The 19,221-nt window shown below is 57.2% G+C and carries 22 protein-coding genes and 1 pseudogene; 6 read left to right on the plus strand and 17 right to left on the minus strand.

Annotated features, from left to right (window positions below):
• Window positions 1-27 precede the first annotated feature (27 nt).
• Together ACERY3_RS13055 and ACERY3_RS13060 are read left to right on the plus strand one after the other, a co-directional pair.
• A complete protein-coding gene (locus tag ACERY3_RS13055; RefSeq protein WP_069303031.1) occupies window positions 28-1,443 on the plus strand; it encodes a DNA cytosine methyltransferase in 1,416 nt (471 codons plus the stop codon).
• On the plus strand, window positions 1,424-1,915 hold the full coding sequence (locus tag ACERY3_RS13060) for a very short patch repair endonuclease (RefSeq protein WP_373225827.1): 492 nt from the start codon (window positions 1,424-1,426) through the stop codon (window positions 1,913-1,915). Before ACERY3_RS13055 ends, ACERY3_RS13060 begins: the two co-directional genes overlap by 20 nt.
• Here ACERY3_RS13060 and yedA read toward each other — a convergent pair.
• Window positions 1,887-2,801, minus strand: coding sequence for a drug/metabolite exporter YedA (gene yedA, locus ACERY3_RS13065; protein ID WP_039263786.1), 915 nt, complete (start codon window positions 2,799-2,801; stop codon window positions 1,887-1,889). The two genes, ACERY3_RS13060 and yedA, sit on opposite strands and share 29 nt — an antisense overlap.
• A 178-nt stretch (window positions 2,802-2,979) precedes the next feature.
• Between yedA and ACERY3_RS13070 the strand changes: the two genes are divergently transcribed.
• The 3 genes from ACERY3_RS13070 to dgcQ all read left to right on the plus strand — a co-directional run bounded on the left by ACERY3_RS13070 (window position 2,980) and on the right by dgcQ (window position 5,914).
• Entirely contained in the window at window positions 2,980-3,891 is a 912-nt protein-coding gene (locus ACERY3_RS13070) for a DUF808 domain-containing protein (protein ID WP_373225828.1), read from the plus strand.
• A 78-nt stretch (window positions 3,892-3,969) separates the two neighbouring features.
• A complete protein-coding gene (locus ACERY3_RS13075) occupies window positions 3,970-4,152 on the plus strand; it encodes a YodC family protein (protein ID WP_023312315.1) in 183 nt (60 codons plus the stop codon).
• 73 nt (window positions 4,153-4,225) lie between these two features.
• Complete coding sequence (dgcQ, locus tag ACERY3_RS13080) at window positions 4,226-5,914, plus strand: cellulose biosynthesis regulator diguanylate cyclase DgcQ (RefSeq protein ID WP_373225829.1); 1,689 nt, start codon at window positions 4,226-4,228, stop codon at window positions 5,912-5,914.
• Here dgcQ and ACERY3_RS13085 read toward each other — a convergent pair.
• Window positions 5,911-6,711, minus strand: a complete 801-nt coding sequence (locus ACERY3_RS13085) for a mannosyl-3-phosphoglycerate phosphatase-related protein (RefSeq protein ID WP_262771255.1) — start codon at window positions 6,709-6,711, stop codon at window positions 5,911-5,913. The genes dgcQ and ACERY3_RS13085 overlap by 4 nt on opposite strands.
• 301 nt (window positions 6,712-7,012) lie before the next feature.
• Entirely contained in the window at window positions 7,013-7,240 is a 228-nt protein-coding gene (yodD, locus tag ACERY3_RS13090) for a YodD family peroxide/acid resistance protein (protein ID WP_008500310.1), read from the minus strand.
• A 129-nt stretch (window positions 7,241-7,369) separates the two neighbouring features.
• Here yodD and dsrB point away from each other — a divergent pair, with 129 nt between their 5' ends.
• Complete coding sequence (gene dsrB, locus ACERY3_RS13095) at window positions 7,370-7,558, plus strand: protein DsrB (RefSeq protein WP_013097741.1); 189 nt, start codon at window positions 7,370-7,372, stop codon at window positions 7,556-7,558.
• A 101-nt stretch (window positions 7,559-7,659) separates the two neighbouring features.
• On the opposite strand, the gene rcsA is transcribed toward dsrB, so the two are convergent.
• From rcsA to fliF, 14 genes and pseudogenes are all read right to left on the minus strand, one after another.
• Complete coding sequence (gene rcsA / locus ACERY3_RS13100) at window positions 7,660-8,283, minus strand: transcriptional regulator RcsA (RefSeq protein ID WP_262771257.1); 624 nt, start codon at window positions 8,281-8,283, stop codon at window positions 7,660-7,662.
• 287 nt (window positions 8,284-8,570) lie between these two features.
• A pseudogene (fliR, locus tag ACERY3_RS13105) lies at window positions 8,571-9,363 on the minus strand (flagellar biosynthetic protein FliR); the annotation flags it as partial.
• A 7-nt stretch (window positions 9,364-9,370) separates the two neighbouring features.
• Window positions 9,371-9,640, minus strand: a complete 270-nt coding sequence (gene fliQ / locus ACERY3_RS13110; RefSeq protein WP_008500315.1) for a flagellar biosynthesis protein FliQ — start codon at window positions 9,638-9,640, stop codon at window positions 9,371-9,373.
• Window positions 9,641-9,649: 9 nt separating this feature from the next.
• The gene (gene fliP / locus ACERY3_RS13115; RefSeq protein WP_373225830.1) at window positions 9,650-10,387 is read right to left on the minus strand and encodes a flagellar type III secretion system pore protein FliP; all 738 of its coding nucleotides are present in this window, start codon (window positions 10,385-10,387) and stop codon (window positions 9,650-9,652) included.
• Entirely contained in the window at window positions 10,387-10,761 is a 375-nt protein-coding gene (fliO, locus tag ACERY3_RS13120; RefSeq protein ID WP_023312309.1) for a flagellar biosynthetic protein FliO, read from the minus strand. Before fliO ends, fliP begins: the two co-directional genes overlap by 1 nt.
• Before the next feature lie 2 nt (window positions 10,762-10,763).
• Window positions 10,764-11,177 carry a flagellar motor switch protein FliN gene (gene fliN / locus ACERY3_RS13125; RefSeq protein WP_023312308.1) on the minus strand — a complete coding sequence of 138 codons (414 nt, stop codon included), beginning with the start codon at window positions 11,175-11,177 and terminating at the stop codon, window positions 10,764-10,766.
• Window positions 11,174-12,178 carry a flagellar motor switch protein FliM gene (gene fliM, locus ACERY3_RS13130; RefSeq protein ID WP_023336184.1) on the minus strand — a complete coding sequence of 335 codons (1,005 nt, stop codon included), beginning with the start codon at window positions 12,176-12,178 and terminating at the stop codon, window positions 11,174-11,176. Before fliM ends, fliN begins: the two co-directional genes overlap by 4 nt.
• Before the next feature lie 4 nt (window positions 12,179-12,182).
• Window positions 12,183-12,653: a flagellar basal body-associated protein FliL gene (gene fliL / locus ACERY3_RS13135; RefSeq protein ID WP_023312306.1), complete on the minus strand. Its 471-nt coding sequence runs from the start codon at window positions 12,651-12,653 to the stop codon at window positions 12,183-12,185.
• Window positions 12,654-12,759: 106 nt separating this feature from the next.
• Window positions 12,760-13,992, minus strand: a complete 1,233-nt coding sequence (gene fliK / locus ACERY3_RS13140) for a flagellar hook length control protein FliK (protein ID WP_262771269.1) — start codon at window positions 13,990-13,992, stop codon at window positions 12,760-12,762.
• The gene (fliJ, locus tag ACERY3_RS13145) at window positions 13,989-14,432 is read right to left on the minus strand and encodes a flagellar export protein FliJ (RefSeq protein WP_023312304.1); all 444 of its coding nucleotides are present in this window, start codon (window positions 14,430-14,432) and stop codon (window positions 13,989-13,991) included. The genes fliK and fliJ overlap by 4 nt, the downstream gene beginning before the upstream one ends.
• A 21-nt stretch (window positions 14,433-14,453) precedes the next feature.
• The gene (fliI, locus tag ACERY3_RS13150) at window positions 14,454-15,824 is read right to left on the minus strand and encodes a flagellar protein export ATPase FliI (protein WP_023336182.1); all 1,371 of its coding nucleotides are present in this window, start codon (window positions 15,822-15,824) and stop codon (window positions 14,454-14,456) included.
• Window positions 15,824-16,531: a flagellar assembly protein FliH gene (gene fliH / locus ACERY3_RS13155; protein ID WP_373225831.1), complete on the minus strand. Its 708-nt coding sequence runs from the start codon at window positions 16,529-16,531 to the stop codon at window positions 15,824-15,826. The genes fliI and fliH overlap by 1 nt, the downstream gene beginning before the upstream one ends.
• Complete coding sequence (gene fliG / locus ACERY3_RS13160) at window positions 16,524-17,522, minus strand: flagellar motor switch protein FliG (RefSeq protein WP_023312301.1); 999 nt, start codon at window positions 17,520-17,522, stop codon at window positions 16,524-16,526. Before fliG ends, fliH begins: the two co-directional genes overlap by 8 nt.
• Window positions 17,515-19,194 carry a flagellar basal-body MS-ring/collar protein FliF gene (gene fliF, locus ACERY3_RS13165; protein ID WP_214579636.1) on the minus strand — a complete coding sequence of 560 codons (1,680 nt, stop codon included), beginning with the start codon at window positions 19,192-19,194 and terminating at the stop codon, window positions 17,515-17,517. The genes fliG and fliF overlap by 8 nt, the downstream gene beginning before the upstream one ends.
• Window positions 19,195-19,221: the final 27 nt, after the last annotated feature.

Raw genomic sequence — 19,221 nt, forward strand, 5'->3', positions numbered from 1 at the left:
GTTAAAAGAATGCAGGAAAATCGATCAGTGACAGAGCCCGCGCCCGAGCAGGCTGAGAAATCAACGGCAACGGTGCAGGCGTTGCTGCGCCAGCTGTTGGATATCTATGATGCTAAAACGCTGGCCAATCTGCTGGTGGCGCACGGCGAGAGCCACTGGAGCCCGGCGATCCTTAAGCGTCTGCTGACCAGCGAACGCGCAGGGCGTCGCCTGAGCGAAGGCGAGTTTCGTTATCTGCAAAACCTGCTTCCGCGTCCTCCTGCCGCGCACCCGAACTACGCCTTCCGCTTTATCGATCTGTTCGCCGGTATCGGCGGCATCCGGCACGGTTTTGAAGCTATCGGCGGACAGTGCGTGTTTACCAGCGAGTGGAACAAACATGCCGTCCGGACCTACAAGGCCAACTGGTACTGCGATCCGCACGAGCACCAGTTCAACGCGGATATCCGCGATGTCACCCTGAGCCATAAAAGCGGCGTGAGCGATGAACAGGCCGCCGAGCACATCCGCCAGACGATCCCGGCGCATGACGTGCTGCTGGCCGGCTTCCCGTGTCAGCCCTTCTCGCTGGCCGGTGTCTCCAAAAAGAATGCCCTTGGACGTGCCCACGGCTTTGCCTGCGATACCCAGGGAACGCTGTTTTTTGATGTGGCGCGCATTATTGACGCCCGTCGCCCGGCCATCTTTGTGCTGGAAAACGTCAAAAATCTAAAGAGCCACGACGGCGGAAAAACCTTCCGCATTATTATGCAGACCCTGGATGAGCTGGGGTATGACGTGGCCGACTCGCAGGACATGGGCGCGGACGATCCTAAAATCATTGATGGGAAACATTTTCTGCCCCAGCATCGCGAACGTATCGTGCTGGTGGGTTTCCGCCGCGACCTCAATCTCAAGGGGGATTTCACCCTTCGTGATATCCCGTCTTTGTATCCCGAGCGTCGTCCTACCGTTGCCGACCTGCTGGAACCTGTCGTTGACGCAAAATTTATCCTTACCCCGGTGCTGTGGAAATACCTCTACCGCTATGCCAAGAAGCATCAGGCGAAGGGCAACGGCTTCGGTTTTGGGATGGTAAACCCCAACGATCCGCACAGCGTGACCCGTACGTTGTCCGCTCGCTACTATAAGGATGGGGCAGAGATCCTGATCGACAGAGGCTGGGACAAGGCGCTGGGTGAAAAAGATTTCGACGATCCGCACAACCAGCGCCACCGTCCGCGACGCTTAACGCCGCGGGAATGCGCCCGGTTGATGGGATTTGAGACCCCGCAGGGTTACCGCTTCCGCATTCCGGTTTCGGATACCCAGGCGTACCGCCAGTTTGGTAATTCGGTGGTGGTTCCCGCGTTCGCCGCCGTGGCAAAACTGCTGGCCTCGCGCATCAGACAGGCGGTGGCACTCCGTCAGGGTGAGGCCGTCAATGACGGATGTTCACGATAAGGCCACGCGCAGCAAAAATATGCGTGCCATCGGCACGCGTAACACCGCCATCGAAAAGCGCCTGGCCGGGCTGCTGACGCAGGCGGGGTTTGATTTCCGCGTGCAGGATCCCGCGCTTGCGGGTCGCCCGGATTTCGTCATCGATGCCTGGCAGTGCATCATCTTTACCCACGGCTGCTTCTGGCATCACCATGACTGCTACCTGTTTAAGGTCCCCGCGACGCGCACCGATTTCTGGCTGGATAAAATTGGCAAGAACGTCGAGCGCGACAGTCGGGATCTCACCGCGCTGATTGCGCAGGGCTGGCGGGTGCTGATCGTCTGGGAATGTGCGTTGAGAGGCAGATTAAAACTGAACGATACCGATCTGACCGAGCGGCTGGAGGAGTGGATCTGCGGCGGCGGCCAGACCGCGCAGATCGACATGCAGGGTATTCACCTGCTTACGGTTTCTCCACCTCGCAAGGCGTGACCACCGGTTTTGCGGGCAGTAAATATTTGCCCAGGGTGACCAGCACGACGGCAAAAACAATCACCCCTAATGCCAGCCATTCAACGGAAGAGAGCGTTTCTCCCCCCAATCCCGTCCCGAGCAGCACGGCCACGACCGGGTTGACGTAGGCATAGCTGGTGGCAACTGCCGGCGAGACATTGCGGATCAGGAACATATAGGCGTTAATGGCGATGATGGAACCAAACAGCGCCAGGTAGCCTACCGCCAGAAAGCCCGACAGCGGCGGCAGGGTCGTCAGCTTTTCTCCCGTCAGCGTGGAGGCGAGCAGCAGTACAATCCCGGCGGCGAGCATCTCAATCGCGCCCGCCATCATGCCGGTCGGCAGTTCGATACGCGAACCGTAGACGGAACCAAACGCCCAGCTCATCGAGCCAATCAGAATGATGATTGCGCCCCACGGATTCCCGCTCAGGTTACCGCCGCTGTTCAGCAGAATGATGCCGGCAAGGCCAATACCAATCCCCAGCCATTCCAGCTTGCGGGTGCGGATACCAAAAAGACGGCTAAAGCAGAGTGTAAACAGCGGTACGGTGGCAACGACCACGGCGGCGATCCCGGACGGTACGTTCTGGTGCTCGGCAATCGTTACAAACCCATTCCCCACCGCCAGCAGCAGCAGGCCGATCAGGGCGGCATTCAGCATCGGGCGCAGCGGGGGAAGCTTATGCCCGCGCAGCAGCAGGAAGGCCAGCAGCAGCACGCCAGCCGAGAGAAAGCGGACGCCCGCCATCATCAGTGGCGGCCAGCTTTCCACGCCGATGCGAATGACAAAGTAGGTTGAGCCCCAGATGATGTACAGCGAAAAGAGTGCCCCAATGAGCGGTAGCAATTGCCGGAAACGCATAATCCCTCACGACGAAATAAAAAGGTCGCTGATAGTAAACGCGAAAACTATCTCGCTGGCGAGCCCTTTAATTGTATGGCAGATGTGAATTTTTTGTTGACGTGAGGTGGGTGTTTCCGGGTTTGCGCTTTTGCTCCATACTATTCACCTAATTACCAAAAAATGAAGGATTAAGATTTTGGCAGGAAGTAGCTTATTAACATTGCTGGATGATATTGCCACCTTACTGGATGACATTTCAGTGATGGGGAAACTGGCGGCGAAAAAAACCGCAGGCGTGCTGGGAGATGATTTATCGCTTAACGCCCAGCAGGTGAGTGGGGTGAGGGCTAACCGCGAACTGCCGGTGGTGTGGGGCGTGGCAAAAGGCTCCTTCCTGAATAAGGTGATTCTGGTCCCGCTGGCGCTGCTGATCAGCGCGTTTATTCCCTGGGCCATCACGCCGCTGCTGATGATTGGCGGGGCGTTTCTCTGCTTCGAGGGCGTAGAGAAGGTCCTGCACTCCTTTAGCGCGCGCAAGCAGAGCGATACGCCGGAGATGCGCCAGCAGCGTCTCGAAGCGCTGGCCGCTCAGGATCCGAAAACCTTCGAGCGCGATAAGGTCAAAGGCGCTATTCGGACCGACTTTATCCTGTCCGCAGAGATTGTCGCCATTACGCTGGGCATCGTGTCTGACGCGCCGCTCCTGAATCAGGTTCTGATCCTCTCCGGCATCGCCATTCTGGTCACGGTCGGCGTCTACGGCCTGGTGGGACTGATCGTCAAGCTGGATGATATCGGCTACTGGCTGGAGGAGAAATCGAGCGCGGTGGCAAGAGGCATCGGCAAAAGCCTGCTGGTGCTGGCCCCGTGGCTAATGAAGAGTTTGTCGGTGGTGGGCACGCTGGCGATGTTCCTCGTGGGCGGCGGGATCGTGGTGCACGGTATCGCGCCGCTGCACCATGCTATCGAACATTTTTCCTCGGCGCAGGGGGCCGTTATCGCGGCGATTCTGCCCACGCTGCTGAATCTGGTGCTGGGCTTCATCATTGGCGCTATCGTGGTTGCAGCCGTGAAGCTGATTGAAAAAATACGCGGCACGTCGCACTAATTGTTACCCGTTATGGGGTGCAAAAAGACCATTCCTCGTCTAAATTGAAACAGTTTCACCCTGATACAGGAGGCAGGTATGGTCTTTTTGGTCAGTGATGAAGTTAAGCCTAAGAAGGGCGGCCCACGTATGATTGTGACCGGGTATTCCAGCGGAATGGTGGAATGTCGGTGGCACGATGGCTATGGCATCAAGCGGGAAGCATTTCGTGAAGATGAGCTTCAGCCGGGGGACGGGCAGCACCAGCGGGACAAGGCTTAATCACATAACGCCCGGCTTTGCCGGGCGTTTTTATCTCCAGTACCGGGTGTAAGGCAGCGATCAGGGAGTGTGTGTGCAGCGCGATACCTTTGTTGTAAGACAATCTTTTTTGCAATGGCTGCATAAGCGTAGCAATCCGGGGTTGATTGTTAATCTCTGTTTTCTGGTTGTTCTGGTATTTTCGACTCTACTGACCTGGCGTGAAGTGGTGGTACTGGAAGAAGCGTACATCTCCAGCCAGCGTAACCATCTGGATACGGTCGCCAGTTCGCTGGACAGGCAGCTGCAGAACAGCGTCGACAGGATGCTGTTGTTCCGTCAGGGCATGCATGATGCGATCCAGACGCCGCTGGCATTTGATGTACTCCAGAATGCGGTGTCACGCTTTAGCTCAGTCCGCATGCTCCCCACCTGGCAGCTTGCCGTTGATAAAAAACGCACCCTTCCCATTAACGGTGTCTCGGATGCCTTCGTCGAGAAAACCACGTTTCTGAATCGTGACGCCGAACGCCTCAGCCACGAGATTTCTGCCACGCTCGAAGTGGGGTATCTGCTCAGGCTGGCGTCGTCCAGAGCACAAACGGAAGCGCGCGTGATCTACGTCTCCCGCGCCGGGTTTTTCATTTCCACCGATACGCCGGACCAGGCGGGCGACATTACCTCCCGCTATTACCATCTTGTCACGCAGTCCTGGTTTACCCAGCAGTCAGAGCGGAACAATCGCGCTCGCGCGGTGCGCTGGTTCATCTCCACCCCCTCATCCTGGACCAATGATGAACGAATGATCACCGCCAGCGTCCCCATCTATTTCGATCATTACTGGTATGGCGTCGTGGCGATGGATTTTACGTTGGGCACCATGCAGCGCCTGCTGGCCGATGCGACCGAAGACCGAACGGAAGGGGAGTATCAGCTGTACGATACCCGGCTCAATATGATTGCCACCTCTGCCCATACGGAAAACGCGGTTAACCATTTTGACGAACGCGAAACGGCGCAGATTGCGCAGGCGATTGAGCACGCCACCGGCGGCGGGATCCGCCTCGGAAGCCGTTTTGTGAGCTGGGAACGACTCGATCACTTCGACGGCGTTGTCCTGCGGATCCACACCCTGCACGAAGGGGTACAGGACGACTTCGGCAGCATCAGTATCGTGCTGGCGCTGATGTGGGCGCTCTTTACCGCCATGCTGTTGATCTCGTGGCTGGTGATCCGCCGCATGGTGAGTAACATGTACACGCTTCAGCACTCGCTCCAGTGGCAGGCCTGGCATGATCCGCTTACCCGGCTGAATAATCGCGGCGCGCTGTTCGACCGCGCAAAATTGCTGGCGGAAACCTGTCGCCAGCAGTCGCTGCCGTTCTCGGTGATTCAGATCGATCTCGACCATTTTAAAAATATCAACGACCGCTTCGGCCATCAGGCCGGAGATAAAGTGCTCTCCCACACGGCAGGGCTGATTGCCAGCACGTTACGCAAGAATGATGTGGCAGGGCGCGTAGGCGGGGAAGAGTTTTGCGTCGTCCTGCCGGGGATTGGTCTGGAGGAGGCGAGAAGCGTCGCGGACCGTATACGTTGCCGGATCAACAGTAAGGAGATCCTGGTGAAGAAGAGCACGACCCTGCGCGTCAGCGCGTCGCTGGGGGTCAGCAGCGCGGATGAAGCGGGTAACTACGAGTTTGAACAGCTGCAGTCCGTGGCGGACGTCCGGCTGTATCAGGCCAAACAGAGCGGGCGTAACCGGGTCGTCTGGCGGGATTAAGAGAGGAAGTGATCCAGCCCCTCCTGCCAGCCCGCCGGGCCGGGCTGTCGGGTGTGATAAACCCGGGCAGGGTTATCGTCCCTTAGCGTGATGCCCTCACGGTTAATGCCCTTAATCACTACCGCGAAGTCAACGCTGTCGAGCAGCGGCGCATCATTGGGACCGTCGCCGAGCCCCAGCGTGGTGGGTTCAATCTCTTCCAGCTCGCGGTATTGCTCAATCAGCCAGTTCACCGCAACGTCTTTGCCGCAGCGGGCGTCCAGAACATGCCAGAAGCGTGCGCCCTGCAGGCATTTCAGGCCGGCATTCGCCAGCTCCTCTTCAAACTGAACCATTTTCTCGTCGGTATCGCGCCAGATGAGCGTGACGGACGCTTCATGCTTGCGGGCAAGCGCCGAACGGTAGCGCGACAGTCCGGTCCACTCGCTGATAACGTGCTCATCCACGTCGTCAAAGGTAGTGAATTTATAGCCCGACTGCAGGCGAATTTGCTCGATCCGCGGGCGAATATCCCGGTGCGTCATACCCCTGATCTGGCGCTGAATTCTATCCCAGCGTACGTCAGGCTGAATCACCGCGCCGTTCTCGGCAATAAAAGGCAGGCCTTCAAGCCCCAGATCCAGCTGGAGATCCAGCATCTCTGCCGCGGTCTTGCTGCTGCAAAGAATGACCGGAACCTGATTATCCAGCAGCCTGTCCAGCCAGGTCATGGCGGGTTGCCACTCATAGGTGTGAATATCCAGCAGTGAACCATCCAGGTCAGAGAAAATCAGCAATGTATCCCGCAGTGAAGGCATAGCGACTCCTGGTAACAGATGCGTTTCGATCTAAGAAAATTCCTAAAAAATAATGAAGGCGAAAACCGGAGAAAAGAGGAATGCTCCTGGCAAACCCGCATTCGGCGTGTGTTATTGCTCATAACGAAAAGCATTATGTTAAAAATATTATATTCATCGTAAGAATATATGCTTGTCAGCCAAATTCGTTGGGGATAGTGTGGCATGTACATCAGATTTCCTGGTGTAACGAATTTTCAAGTGCTTCTTGCATAAGCAAGTTTTGATCCCGGTCATCCCCATGGCCGGGATTTTTTTCGCCCTACCGATTGGCTTCAGACACGCTAAAGTCGTGAATATCAAGCTCGAAGGCCTCCGCCAGCTCGCGATAGGTGTGATAATCCCTTCCGTTGACAATGACGCGGTCCGAATTGTCGTCCGACCGGCGGACTTCTGACTCACTGATCTCATTGATGGCGGCCAGCAGGGCATCGACATCCACCTCGACTTCGCGCTTGATGGTGTCGCTGTACTCTTTATCGGTCTTCATTACGGGGTTCCTCTTTCAGCCGTGTCCAACGGTAAGTATAGACTGTGTATAAAAACGCCAATCACGCCGGGCGGCGATGTGCGTTTTTGCGTTTTGTTCTACACTGGCTCAAAACCAGAGGAGGAATGTATGAAGGTCAACGATCGGGTAACCGTTAAAACGGACGGTGGGCCGCGCCGCCCGGGTGTGGTGCTGGCAATTGAAGAGTTTAGCGAAGGCACAATGTACCTGGTATCGCTTGAAGACTACCCGCTCGGCATCTGGTTTTTTAACGAACTGGGGCATCCGGACGGCATTTTTGTCGAGAAGGCGGAGTAGCACGGCGTCGGGTAGCACATCGCGTGCCCGACAACCTTTCCAGAAGCAAAAATCTCTGGCCAGGCCAGAGATCAAAGGTAGGGTGCACAGGTCTTAAGCGACTAACGCATGTTGACGAAAATCCCGTTCGTCACATTATCGGTCAGGCGTACCACGTGGTAGATCACTTGCTTATTATGCGTTTTAATTTTCCTTTTAATATTTCCTTTGTGTGACGAAACGGTTTTCGCTTTAATATTCATCTGGTCAGAGATCTGAATAGTTCCTTGTCCCGCCATCCACATTCGCAGCATACTTGATTCAGTCCTGCTTAATGATAGGGTGGGTAAGTTAACCGCTCCTACATTTTTAACTTCTTTATTCAAATAATCACCCAGAATGTCATCCAGCGACTCGGGTTTAATCGATTTAGAACTGATCAATAAATTTTTACGGACCAACAAATACTCATCGAAATGGATATTCGCGATCGCCATAAAAACAATAAACAGGGTTTTTGGATGCTGATTAATGATTTGCTTAATGTGCTGACTGTTGGCTGGATCGTGAATGAAACAGTCCTCATTAATAAACACCACGCCTGGTTTTAGTTCGTCACAAGCGGTTGCGAGTTCGTCAACGGTGTGTGCATCGTTGATGTCTCTCTTTCTTACCCCTCTGCTTGCCAGGTACCCGGTTAACCCTAGCCGGGTGTAGCTGCATAAATCCATAATGATCGTTGACATGGCATACCCTCACTCAATGCGTAACGATAATTCACCATCTGCCTGAGAGCTCAAAACAGCCATACGGGATGGAAAAAAATAATAAACCTGTGAGCATGACAAAGACTTTCAGGCGGACTCACTATCCCGTAAAGTTACGTATAATTTGCCAGGAATCTTCTTAAAGTAAAGTAAATATTAAGTATTGTGAGATGGTTAGAAACAATTAAACCGCGTCAGATATATCCTGGAAGATGTTTTACGCGTTTTATTTTAGGAATATCCTCAGAAAGACAATAGCAACAGTGAGGGCTATTATTTACGTGGCAGCTCGCTGACAATATCCGCTAACAGGTTGAATATCTCGCCGAATAAATGTTCACAGAAGGGAGCGATAAGTGGCATCAGTAATGACATTAATAAAATCCCAACCGTTAGCGTCAGCGGAAAACCAATGACAAACACCGAAAGCTGCGGCGCCATTCGGTTGAGTAAACCTAACGCCAGGTTGACGGTCAGCAGCAGGGTGATGATCGGCAGCGCCAGCATCAGCCCGTTGAGGAAAATCAGCCCCGCAGCGCGAGTAAGCGCGAGGAAAGCGTTGCTGTTCACCGGATTTTCGCCAATCGGCAGCGTATGGAACGTATCCACCAGCATGGAGATAAGCCAGAGATGGCCGTTGAACGACAGGAACAGCAGCATGGCGAGCAGATCGATAATACGCGCCAGCACGGGCATGTTGAGATGACTGCCAGGGTCAACAAACGTGGCGAACGATAGCCCCATCTGCAGGCCGATCAGTTCCCCTGCGGTACGCACCGCGGCAAAGGCGAGCTGCATGGTAAAGCCGACGGCGACGCCAATCATCACCTGCTGCAGGGCCACCCATACCGCATTCGCCGAGAAGATCGGAATATCCACGGGGGGAAGAGAGGGCGCGACGATAATGGAGATGATAATGCCCAGCCCCACCTTGACGCGCTTGGGTATCGATTTCTCACTGAGAATCGGGGCGGTGGATATCAGCGCCATGATGCGCAGCATCGGCCAAAAATAGACGCCGAGCCACTGAACCCACTGGTCGCTGGTGAAGTGCAGCATCGTCAGGTCAGCCGATGATGTACGGCAGATTGGTAAACAGGTTGCGCATATAGTCCAGCAACAGGTTCAGCATCCACGGCCCGGCCACGATAATCGCCACGAACACGGCGATGATTTTCGGGATGAACGACAGCGTCATTTCGTTAATCTGCGTGGCGGCCTGCAGGATACTGATAATCAGACCGGTAACCAGCGCGACAAGCAGCAGCGGCGCGGCAACGGCAATCGCGATTTTCATCGCTTCCGTGCCCATCATCATGACCGATTCGGGTGTCATTGCCGTTCCTTAACTGTAGAAACTCTGCGCCAGCGAACTGACCAGCAGCTGCCAGCCGTCGACCAGTACAAAGAGCATGATCTTAAAGGGCAGGGCAATGGTCGCGGGCGGCACCATCATCATCCCGAGCGCCATCAGGACGCTGGCGATCACCAGGTCGATAATCAGGAACGGAATAAAGATGGTAAAGCCAATCTGGAACGCAGTTTTCAGCTCGCTGGTGACATAGGCAGGCAGAAGAATACGCATTGGCACCGCTTCCGGTCCCTGCATCTCGCCGGTGTTGGACAGGCGGGCAAAGAGGGCCAGGTCGGCTTCGCGCGTCTGGCGCAGCATAAATTCCCGCAGCGGCTGAGCGCCTTTATTCAGCGCCTCCTGCATGGAGATTTTGTCTTCGCTGAACGGCTGATAGGCGTCGGTATAAATCTTGTCGATCACCGGCGACATAATGAAAAAGGTCAAAAACAGTGCCAGCCCCAGCAGAACCTGGTTTGGCGGCGCGGAAGGGGTTCCCAGCGCGTTTCGCATCAGACCAAAGACGATGATGATGCGGGTGAAGCTGGTCATCATCAGCAGGATGGCCGGAATAAACGTCAGCGAGGTGATGAACACCAGCGTCTGCACCGGAAGCGACCAGCTTTGTCCGCCGCCCGCGAGAGGGGTGGAGACCAGACCGGGTAGCTGTGCATAGACCGCGGGAGCAAACAGGCCAACGCCCGCAAGCGTCAGGGATAACAAACGGCGCATCAGGATCTCCCGGAACGCTTAAGCAAACTCTTCATGACGGACTGAAAATCCGCAGGGGCGTCTGCGCGCTCGTCCACCACAACAGGGGCGGGCGGCAGCTTATGTAATACGCTGATGTTTGAGGCCGTGACGCCCAGGACCAGGCGCGCATCGTCTACCTCGACGATGACCACGCGCTCGCGTGGTCCCAGCGTGGTGCTGGCGCTGACCTTCAGGCCGCGGGCACCGGCGGTTTTACCCGCCAGGCCAAAGCGCTTCGCCAGCCAGGCGGCGATAAGAATAAAGGCAATAATACCGAACAATGCCCCGCTCACCTGGAGCAGAGGCGAGCCGGGAACGGCAGAAGGCTGTGATATTGTTGCCTGGGTTTTCATGCTTAACGGCTCAGACGACGCATACGTTCAGACGGGGTAATGATGTCGGTGATGCGTACGCCGTATTTATCGGCAACCACCACCACTTCCCCCTGGGCAATCAGATAACCGTTGATCAGAATATCCAGCGGCTCGCCGGCCAGACCGTCAAGGGCCACCACGGAACCCTGCGTCAGGCGCAGCAGCTCTTTAATGGTCATGCGGGTGCGTCCCAGCTCAACGGTCAGCTTAACCGGGATATCCATAATCAGGTCGATGTCCTGCAGCGTGCCGCTGACGTCACCGCCGCCGAGCTGCTGGAATACGGCATCCGCTGCACTTTTGGCCGGGGGTGCTTTTTGCTCGTTTAACGCGTCAGCCCACAGATCGTCCAGTGCTCCGCTGTTCTCATCGGACGGATTGTTCATGTCACTCATTTGGGCTGTTCCTCATTCAGCGAATTCAAAATCGGGTTGATCAAGTGCTCAACGCGTAACGCATACTGACCGTTAATCGTGCCGTACTGGCTTGTCAGCACGGGGACACCATCCACATGGGCAATAATGCGGTCGGGTTTTTCTATCGGCAAAACATCACCGGGTTGTAATTTCAGGATCTGAGATAACCGCAGCGGGATATCGGCGAAGCTCGCCACCAGCTCAAGCTGCGAATGCTGGACCTGGCGGACCAGGTTTTCACGCCAGTTCTGGTCTTCGTTGCGGGAGTTCTCCAGCGGCGGGTTCACCAGCAGCTCGCGCAGCGGTTCGATCATGCTGAACGGCAGGCAGATGTTGAACTCGCCGGTCAGGTTACCGATCTCCACGTGGAACGGGGTGTTAACGACGATATCGTTCGGGGAGGTGGTGATATTGGTAAATTTCACCTGCATCTCAGAACGGACGTACTCCACTTCCAGCGGGTTAATCGCTTTCCACGCGTCGCTGTAAGATTCCAGCGCCAGCTTCAGCATGCGGTTAATGACGCGCTGTTCGGTATGGGTGAATTCACGACCTTCTACTTTGGTCGGGAAACGCCCGTCGCCGCCGAACAGGTTATCCACCGCGATGAACACCAGGCTTGGCGAAAACACCACCAGACCGGTGCCGCGCAGCGGCTTCAGATGAATCAGGTTAAGGTTGGTTGGCACCGGCAGGTTGCGGGCAAACTCATGATAAGGCTGAATGCGGATCGCACCCACCGTAATATCCGGGCTACGACGCAGCAGGTTAAACAGCCCCATACGGAACTGACGTGCAAAACGTTCGTTAATGATCTCCAGCGCCTGCAGACGTTCACGTACCACGCGACGCTGGGTATTCGGGTCATAGGGACGAATATCGCTATCGCCGCCAATACCCGGTTTAGGATCATCATTGTTATCGCTGTCGCCGTTGAGCAGCGCATCGATTTCTGCCTGAGAAAGAATACTGTCGCCCATGTCGTTACCGCAGAATGAATGCTGTATACAGAACGTCAGTGACTTCCTGCTTAGGTTGGCCGTTTACCAGCGGGGTCGCCAGCGTTTGTTTAATGGCGTCGACCAGCTTTTGCTTACCCACATCGGTAGCCAGCGCCGAAGCGTCCTGACGAGAGAACAGCAGCAGAAGGCGGCTACGCACTTCAGGAAGGTAATCGTTCAGACGTGAACGGGTGGCTTCATCTTTCAGGCGCAGCGTAATGCCAACATAAAGCACGCGATCCGCATCACCCAGGTTGACGGTGAAGGTATCCAGCGGGAAGAACACTGGAGCCGGCGGAGGCGGTGCTTCAGCTTTGGCTGCAGCGGTGGTCGGTTCCTGCTGCATACGCCAGTAACTATAGCCCGCGGTAGCGCAGGCGGCGAGCGTGATCAACACCAGCAGCGGGATCCAGATGGAACGCTTACTTTTTTTGGTGATAGCGGAGTCAGTCATCTGATACGAGCTTCCTGTTTCGGTACAGCTTAATAAGGTGATTATCCCGTGTCCTGCTGTCGTCAAAGCGTGGAAAAGACGGGGATAATCACGCTACCTCTGGCGTTTAGGCGAAGATGTCTACGGCACTATTACCGCGCGCTGCGGACTGCAGGGCGGCAGGAACAGGCAGTAGCTCATCGCTCTCTTCATTAAAACCGCCGGTGTTGCCGGAACGCGAAGCCTGGTGCTGCTGCTGGGACGAGGACTGCTGCTGCCCGGCGAAGCTCTCGCTGCTGACGCTGCTCTGCGCAAGCTGAATGCCGTTTTCCGCCAGTGAGGTCCGCAGTACCGGCAGCGCGGCTTCCAGTGCCGCACGAACATGGCTGTGCGCAGAGACCATCTGCAGCTGGGCCTGGTTATCATCCAGCTTAAGCGAAATTTGCACCTGACCCAGATCTTCCGGGTGCAGGCGCAGCTCTGCCGTCTGCTGGCCCTGCTTAGTGAACAGGGTGATGTGCTGGCTCAGGGACTGCTGCCATTCGTGGGTCCCCAGAGGCTGGCTTAATACCGGCGCGCTGGCGACGGTGGCGGCCGTCTGACTGGTTGCATGGCTGGACATAATCGGTGCCAGAGTAGCTGTTGGTGATGATGAGGACGAGCTGGCGAGCTCCTGCTTCTCTGCCGCCGCGGCCACGGCCGGTGTAGCAGGCGCGTTGCCCTGCAGGGCCGGCTCGTGATTTTTCACCTGGTTCTGATAAGGCGTAGCACTCTGCGCTTTATCGTGGCTTCCCGCAGACGCGTTCAGGGACGGTTGGCCCGCGCCGTTTTGCGAAAGCGTCGCGGAATTCAGCGTTGAGGTGGCGGAAACGCCCTCGCTGCCTGCCGCGCGAGAGGCGGTAGTTTGCTGCTGGTGCGGCAGCATCGCCATCAGGGCGCTTAATCCGGCAAGCTCTTCTTCGCTCAGCTCGCTTTTACCGTCATCTTTGCTGTTCGCCGCATTGAGCGTCTTCAGCGCGTCGCCCTTAGACAGCGGCACCAGCCCGGAAACCAGCGTATCAAGCGACGTGACGGGCGACGTTTCATCGCCGTTCAGCGCGGTCTGGCGCGAAAGCAGGTCGGCAATTTTGGCCTGCAGGGTGGTATCCCCTTTGGCGTCCTGAGCCACTTTTGACAGCTTACTGCCGGCGGCTTTCAGATCAGCCAGGGTCAGCGGCGCATCTTTGCCCTTGCCCGTTGCGTCCGACAGGGCGCCCGCCAGCAGAGAGAGAAAGTCCTGTGCACCGTCGGTGCCTTTCCCCGTTTGCGTGCCGCCTGACAGGTCGCTGTCGCTCATCAGCAGTTGTTGCAGTGTGATCATTCCGGTTTCCTCATTGATGCGCGCTGGGCAAACTCATCCATTTTCTTCTGATCCAGACGGTTTTCCGCCAGGGTCGTTGCCGCGATCTGTCTGTCCTGTAAAGTCTGCCAGGCCTGCAGTCGCTGCTTCTTCTCGCGCCAGAAATTCAGCGCGGTATCGACTTTCTGGGTCCACTGGTTAAGCTGCTGGCGATGCTGATCTATCGCCTTCTCCAGCGTCTGGATAAACTGCTGATAGTTAATCCAGCGCTGGCTGCCAATGCCCTGTGTCATATCGGTATTGAGGTTGGTGCGATATTCATGCTGATAGTCGATCAACATCTTCAACTGTTCTTCAGCCTGCTGGCACCCGCGTCGCATTGCGCCTAGCTGCAATGCGGCATCATCAACTTCTTTTTCAGCCAGATCTTTCAGCGTTGATAACGCGCTGTTTTGCGCCATGACCTTCGCCCTCCACCTGTGTTACACCTGCGGGAAAATCAGCTCCAGTGCCTGAATTGAATCTTCCCAGTCGGCGCGTTCAAAAATGCCTTGTTGCAAAAATGCCTCCAGCTGCGGCCACAGGCTAATCGCCTTGTCGAGCATCGGGTCGCTGCCTTTGGCATACGCCCCCACGCTGACCAGATCGCGGTTGCGCTGGAAGCTGGAAAGCAGTTGTTTGAAGTTACGCACGCGGGCGTAGTGCTTCTCGGTTATCAGCGCCGTCATTGCGCGGCTGATAGAGGCTTCAATATCGATGGCCGGGTAGTGCCCGGCTTCGGCCAGACGGCGCGACAGCACAATATGACCGTCAAGGATCGCGCGCGCGGAGTCGGCAATCGGGTCCTGCTGGTCATCGCCTTCCGTCAGTACCGTATAGAACGCGGTGATGGAGCCGCCGCCGCTGATGCCGTTCCCCGCGCGTTCCACCAGCGCAGGGAGTTTGGCGAATACCGAAGGCGGGTAGCCTTTGGTCGCCGGTGGCTCACCGATGGCCAGCGCGATTTCACGCTGCGCCATCGCGTAACGGGTCAGGGAATCCATGATCAGCAGCACGTGCTTGCCGCGGTCCCGGAAATCTTCGGCGATACGGGTGGCATACGCGGCACCCTGCATGCGCAGCAGCGGCGACACGTCTGCCGGTGCGGCGATCACCACCGAGCGGGCGCGGCCTTCCGCACCCAGAATGTTTTCAATAAAGTCTTTTACTTCACGACCACGTTCGCCGATCAGCCCCACAACGATCACATCGGCCTGGGTATAGCGCGCCATCATGCCGAGCAGGACGGATTTACCTACGCCTGAGCCGGCGAACAGGCCCATACGTTGTCCACGTCCCACGGTCAGCAGGGCGTTAATCGGGCGCACGCCGGTATCCAGCACATGCTCGATAGGGGTACGCTGCAGGGGGTTGAACGGTTGGGTGATCAGCGCGCCGGTTTCGGTGGTGTCCGGGGAGGGCAGCCCGTCGAGCGGTTTCCCGCTGCCGTCCAGCACGCGGCCCAGCAGGGCAGGGCCAAGCGGCAGCTGCTTCCCGCTTTGCAGCCCATCGCCAGAAATGTTTTTGGCATACACGCGCGCGCCGGGCAGAATGCCTTCCACCTCTTCAAGCGGCATCAGGAACAGGCGCTGGCCGTTAAATCCGACCACTTCGCTTTCAACTTCACGCGTTTCCAGTCCATCCTGACGCTCAATGACGCAGGTCGCGCCCAGCGGAAGCTGCAGGCCGGTGGCTTCGAGAACCAGGCCGGTGGCGCGCGTCAGTCGCCCATAACGACGAACAGATGGCAGTTGCGCCATCTTCGTCTCAAAGTTGTCGAGCGTGGTGAGCCAGCGGGTGAGGCGCGCGGTCATCAGACGACTCCCGGTGCCGCCAGGCGGCACAGTTCCTGCCAGCGGGTGGCGACGCTGGCATCCAGATCGCCTTCATCGGCAGAGACTTTGCAGCCGCCGTGATGTAGCGACGGGTCGCCGCGCAGACGCCAGCCGTGCAGGTTAAGCGTCGCGCCCAGGCTCTCTTCAACGCGCTGCAGGTCGTCCGGATGGACGCGCAGCTGAGGTTTCCCGCTGAACAGCGGCTCCTGCTGAAGCAGACCCTGAATTTGTTTGATAAGCGCGGTGTTATCCACCACGGGCGTCTGGCCGATGACCTGACGCGCGGCTTCCAGCGCCATCTGCATCAGTCGCGAGGCAATCACGCTGTCCAGCGCGTCAAGGGTGTGCTGGAAATCGCTGACCAGCTGCTGCATGCGGGCATGGATCGGCGCCTGCTGCTGGCGCGCCTGATCGATACCGTGCTCTAACCCTTTCGCCAGACCTTCCTGATACCCCTGCTCGTGGCCTTTCTGTCGGCCTTCGTTCAGACCGGCGTTATAGCCCTGCTCGTGCGCCTGCATTTGCAGCTGCGCCAGCATCTGGGCCTGCTGCTCCTCTTCGGTCAGCTCGGGCTGCTCGACGTCAGGGTCAAGCTCTTCGGTTGCGATGACGGCCGGCGTGAACTCGGAGAGGGGAGGCGCCAGATCGTCCGGCGTCCAGCGCTTCCAGGGCAGCTCATTAGACATAGGTGTCGTCTCCGCTGCCAATCACCATCTCGCCGGTTTCCGCCAGACGACGAACAATAAGCAGAATGGCTTTCTGTTCGTTTTCCACCTGAGACAGACGAACCGGGCCGCGGTTGGCAAGGTCGTCGCGCAGGATATCGGCCGCACGCTGAGACATGTTGCGCAGGAACTTCTCGCGCAGCGGCTGCTCGGCACCTTTGAGGGCGATAAGCAGCGACTCGGAATCCACTTCCTGAAGCAGGCGCTGGATGCTGCGGTCGTCCACTTCGACGAGGTTTTCGAACAGGAACATCTCGTCGATGATTTTCTGTGCCAGCTCGCCGTCGAATTCGCGAACCGCCGTAATGACGGCCTCTTCCTGCTGCGTTTTCATCAGGTTGATGATTTCCGCCGCCGTTCTCACGCCGCCCATTTTGCTGCGCTTGAGGTTCTGACCGTCGAGCAGGTTGTTCAGCACTTCGGTCAGCTCCGCCAGCGCGGCCGGCTGGACGCCGCCGAAGGTCGCGATACGCAGCATCACATCGTGACGCAGGCGCTCTTCGAACAGGGCCAGAATATCGGCCGCCTGACCACGTTTGAGGTGGACAAGGATGGTGGCGATAATCTGCGGGTGCTCGTCGCGGATAAGGTCGGCGGCGCTCTGCGGCTCCATAAAGTTGAGCGTTTCGATACCGCTGGCGGTATCGCGCGTTTCCAGAATGTCTTCCAGCAGGCTGGAGGCACGCTCTTCGCCCAGCGCCTTGACCAGCACGGAGCGCAGGTAGTCGTTGGCGTTAATGTTGAGCGCGGCAAACTGTTCGGCTTCCTGTTCAAACTCTGCCAGCACTTCGGTCAGCTGCTTGTTGGAGATCTGACGCACGTTGGCCATGGCCGCACTGAGAATTTGCACTTCTCGCTGGGAGAGGTGTTTAAACACCTCTGCCGCACGATCTTCGCCAATGGTCATCAGCAGGATGACGCTTTTATCGGTGCCCGTAAGCGTATTACTCATGTTCGTTACCCATCCACTGGCGGATGACCAGCGCCACGACGCGCGGATCGTTATCTGACATTTCGCGAATGCGCTGGCTCATGACCTCAGCGCCCATGCGCTGGTTAGCACGACGCTGCTGTATCTGTTCATCTTTGCTGAGGCGCACTTCAACCGCTTCTTCCGTTTCCTGACGCGTGTTCATCTGTTCGCGAGCCGCTTTCTCGGCTTCAGCACGGCGCTGGAGCTGCGGACGAACGCCCTTACGCCACAGCAGCCACGCGACAATCAGCACCAGCAGCCAGCGTCCTGCGGACATCAGCTGGTCGATAAACGCCTGCTGTTGCCAGAACGGCAGTTCACCGCCGGTCTCATCAACCGAGTTGAACGGTGAGTTCACCACGTTGAGGGTATCGCCGCGCTTCTCGGAGTAACCCATCGCTTCACGGGTCAGGTTTTCAATCTGCTTCATCTGCTCGGCAGTCAACGGCAGCGGTTTGCCGTCCGCCAGCGTTTTGTAGTTCACCACTACCGCAACGGAAAGACGCTGAATATCGCCCACGTTCAGTTTAGTGTGGCGAATCGTCCGATCCACTTCGTAGTTCGTGGTTTCGTTACGGCTGCTGGTGCGCGGACCGGCGTTACTGGTCGTTGAGGTGGTCTGCTGATTATTTTGCTGACCGTTCTGCTGATTGGCCGGCGGCGTAGAGATCGGTGCCGCGTTAGCCGGGGCAGGCTGGTTAGACAGCGCGCCCGGCACGCCGCCCGGGTAGGCACCGCCGACCTGCTCGTTCGAATTGATCTGGCGTGAACGCATCACCGCCTGAGCCGCATCGCCGTTCGGGCTGTACTGCTCTTCAGTTTGTTCTTTGTTCGCGAAGTCGATCTGTGCGGTTACCTGCGCGTGCACGTTGCTGTTACCCACCACCGGGCCGAGGATCGCTTCAATACGGCGCTGGAGACGGTTTTCGACATCGGCGGCATACTTCAGCTGCGCATCATTCAGATCGCGACCGGCGGTATTGGACTGCGTCAGCAGGTGACCGCTTTGGTCAACCAGCGTCACGTTACCCGGCGGCAGACCGGCGACGGCGCTGGAAACGAGGTGCGTCACCGCGCTGATTTGCCCTTCGTCCAGCGCGCGGCCGGGTTCAAGGTTCACGGTAACGGAAGCTGAGGGTGATTTCTGTTCGCGGACAAATAAAGAAGGTTTAGGCATCGCCAGGTGCACGCGGGCACTCTTCACCGGGCCTAATGTTTCAATGGTGCGGGCCAGTTCACCTTCCAGCGCACGCTGGTAGTTCACCTGCTCGCTGAACTGGCTGATACCGAATTTTTCCTGATCCAGCAGCTCAAAGCCAACCGCACCGCCCTTCGGCAGCCCCTGCTGAGCCAGACGCAGACGCAGTTCGTGCACCTTATCAGCCGGGACCTCCAGCGCACCGCCATTATCGGCAAAGCGATAAGGGATGTTCATCTGGGTAAGCTGGGTGACGATGGCACCGCCATCCTGATCGGAAAGATTGCTGTAGAGCGTCCGGTAATCAGGGCTTTTCGCCCACAGGACCATCGCTACAAGGATCGCAATTGCGGCAGCGCCTGCCACGATCAACGGAATTTTAGGATTCGCGCGAAGGCGGTTCATCCACTCGAGTGATTTATTCTGCGGCGCTGTCGATGCTGTTGCACTCATTGCGCACCTCTTAAATCCTGGTGGTTT

Origin of the sequence: Enterobacter cloacae complex sp. ESBL7 (assembly GCF_041679625.1) — a bacterium.
GTDB classification, from domain to species: Bacteria; Pseudomonadota; Gammaproteobacteria; order Enterobacterales; family Enterobacteriaceae; genus Enterobacter; species Enterobacter asburiae_B.

What these genes read in the sequence shown, in the direction of transcription:
- ACERY3_RS13060 (WP_373225827.1), top strand. Translation starts at nt 1,424, where the DNA reads ATGACGGATGTTCACGATAAGGCCACGCGCAGCAAAAATATGCGTGCC.
- yedA (WP_039263786.1), bottom strand. Translation starts at nt 2,801, where the DNA reads ATGCGTTTCCGGCAATTGCTACCGCTCATTGGGGCACTCTTTTCGCTG.
- ACERY3_RS13075 (WP_023312315.1), top strand. Translation starts at nt 3,970, where the DNA reads ATGGTCTTTTTGGTCAGTGATGAAGTTAAGCCTAAGAAGGGCGGCCCA.
- ACERY3_RS13085 (WP_262771255.1), bottom strand. Translation starts at nt 6,711, where the DNA reads ATGCCTTCACTGCGGGATACATTGCTGATTTTCTCTGACCTGGATGGT.
- yodD (WP_008500310.1), bottom strand. Translation starts at nt 7,240, where the DNA reads ATGAAGACCGATAAAGAGTACAGCGACACCATCAAGCGCGAAGTCGAG.
- dsrB (WP_013097741.1), top strand. Translation starts at nt 7,370, where the DNA reads ATGAAGGTCAACGATCGGGTAACCGTTAAAACGGACGGTGGGCCGCGC.
- rcsA (WP_262771257.1), bottom strand. Translation starts at nt 8,283, where the DNA reads ATGTCAACGATCATTATGGATTTATGCAGCTACACCCGGCTAGGGTTA.
- fliQ (WP_008500315.1), bottom strand. Translation starts at nt 9,640, where the DNA reads ATGACACCCGAATCGGTCATGATGATGGGCACGGAAGCGATGAAAATC.
- fliP (WP_373225830.1), bottom strand. Translation starts at nt 10,387, where the DNA reads ATGCGCCGTTTGTTATCCCTGACGCTTGCGGGCGTTGGCCTGTTTGCT.
- fliO (WP_023312309.1), bottom strand. Translation starts at nt 10,761, where the DNA reads ATGAAAACCCAGGCAACAATATCACAGCCTTCTGCCGTTCCCGGCTCG.
- fliN (WP_023312308.1), bottom strand. Translation starts at nt 11,177, where the DNA reads ATGAGTGACATGAACAATCCGTCCGATGAGAACAGCGGAGCACTGGAC.
- fliM (WP_023336184.1), bottom strand. Translation starts at nt 12,178, where the DNA reads ATGGGCGACAGTATTCTTTCTCAGGCAGAAATCGATGCGCTGCTCAAC.
- fliL (WP_023312306.1), bottom strand. Translation starts at nt 12,653, where the DNA reads ATGACTGACTCCGCTATCACCAAAAAAAGTAAGCGTTCCATCTGGATC.
- fliK (WP_262771269.1), bottom strand. Translation starts at nt 13,992, where the DNA reads ATGATCACACTGCAACAACTGCTGATGAGCGACAGCGACCTGTCAGGC.
- fliJ (WP_023312304.1), bottom strand. Translation starts at nt 14,432, where the DNA reads ATGGCGCAAAACAGCGCGTTATCAACGCTGAAAGATCTGGCTGAAAAA.
- fliI (WP_023336182.1), bottom strand. Translation starts at nt 15,824, where the DNA reads ATGACCGCGCGCCTCACCCGCTGGCTCACCACGCTCGACAACTTTGAG.
- fliH (WP_373225831.1), bottom strand. Translation starts at nt 16,531, where the DNA reads ATGTCTAATGAGCTGCCCTGGAAGCGCTGGACGCCGGACGATCTGGCG.
- fliG (WP_023312301.1), bottom strand. Translation starts at nt 17,522, where the DNA reads ATGAGTAATACGCTTACGGGCACCGATAAAAGCGTCATCCTGCTGATG.
- fliF (WP_214579636.1), bottom strand. Translation starts at nt 19,194, where the DNA reads ATGAGTGCAACAGCATCGACAGCGCCGCAGAATAAATCACTCGAGTGG.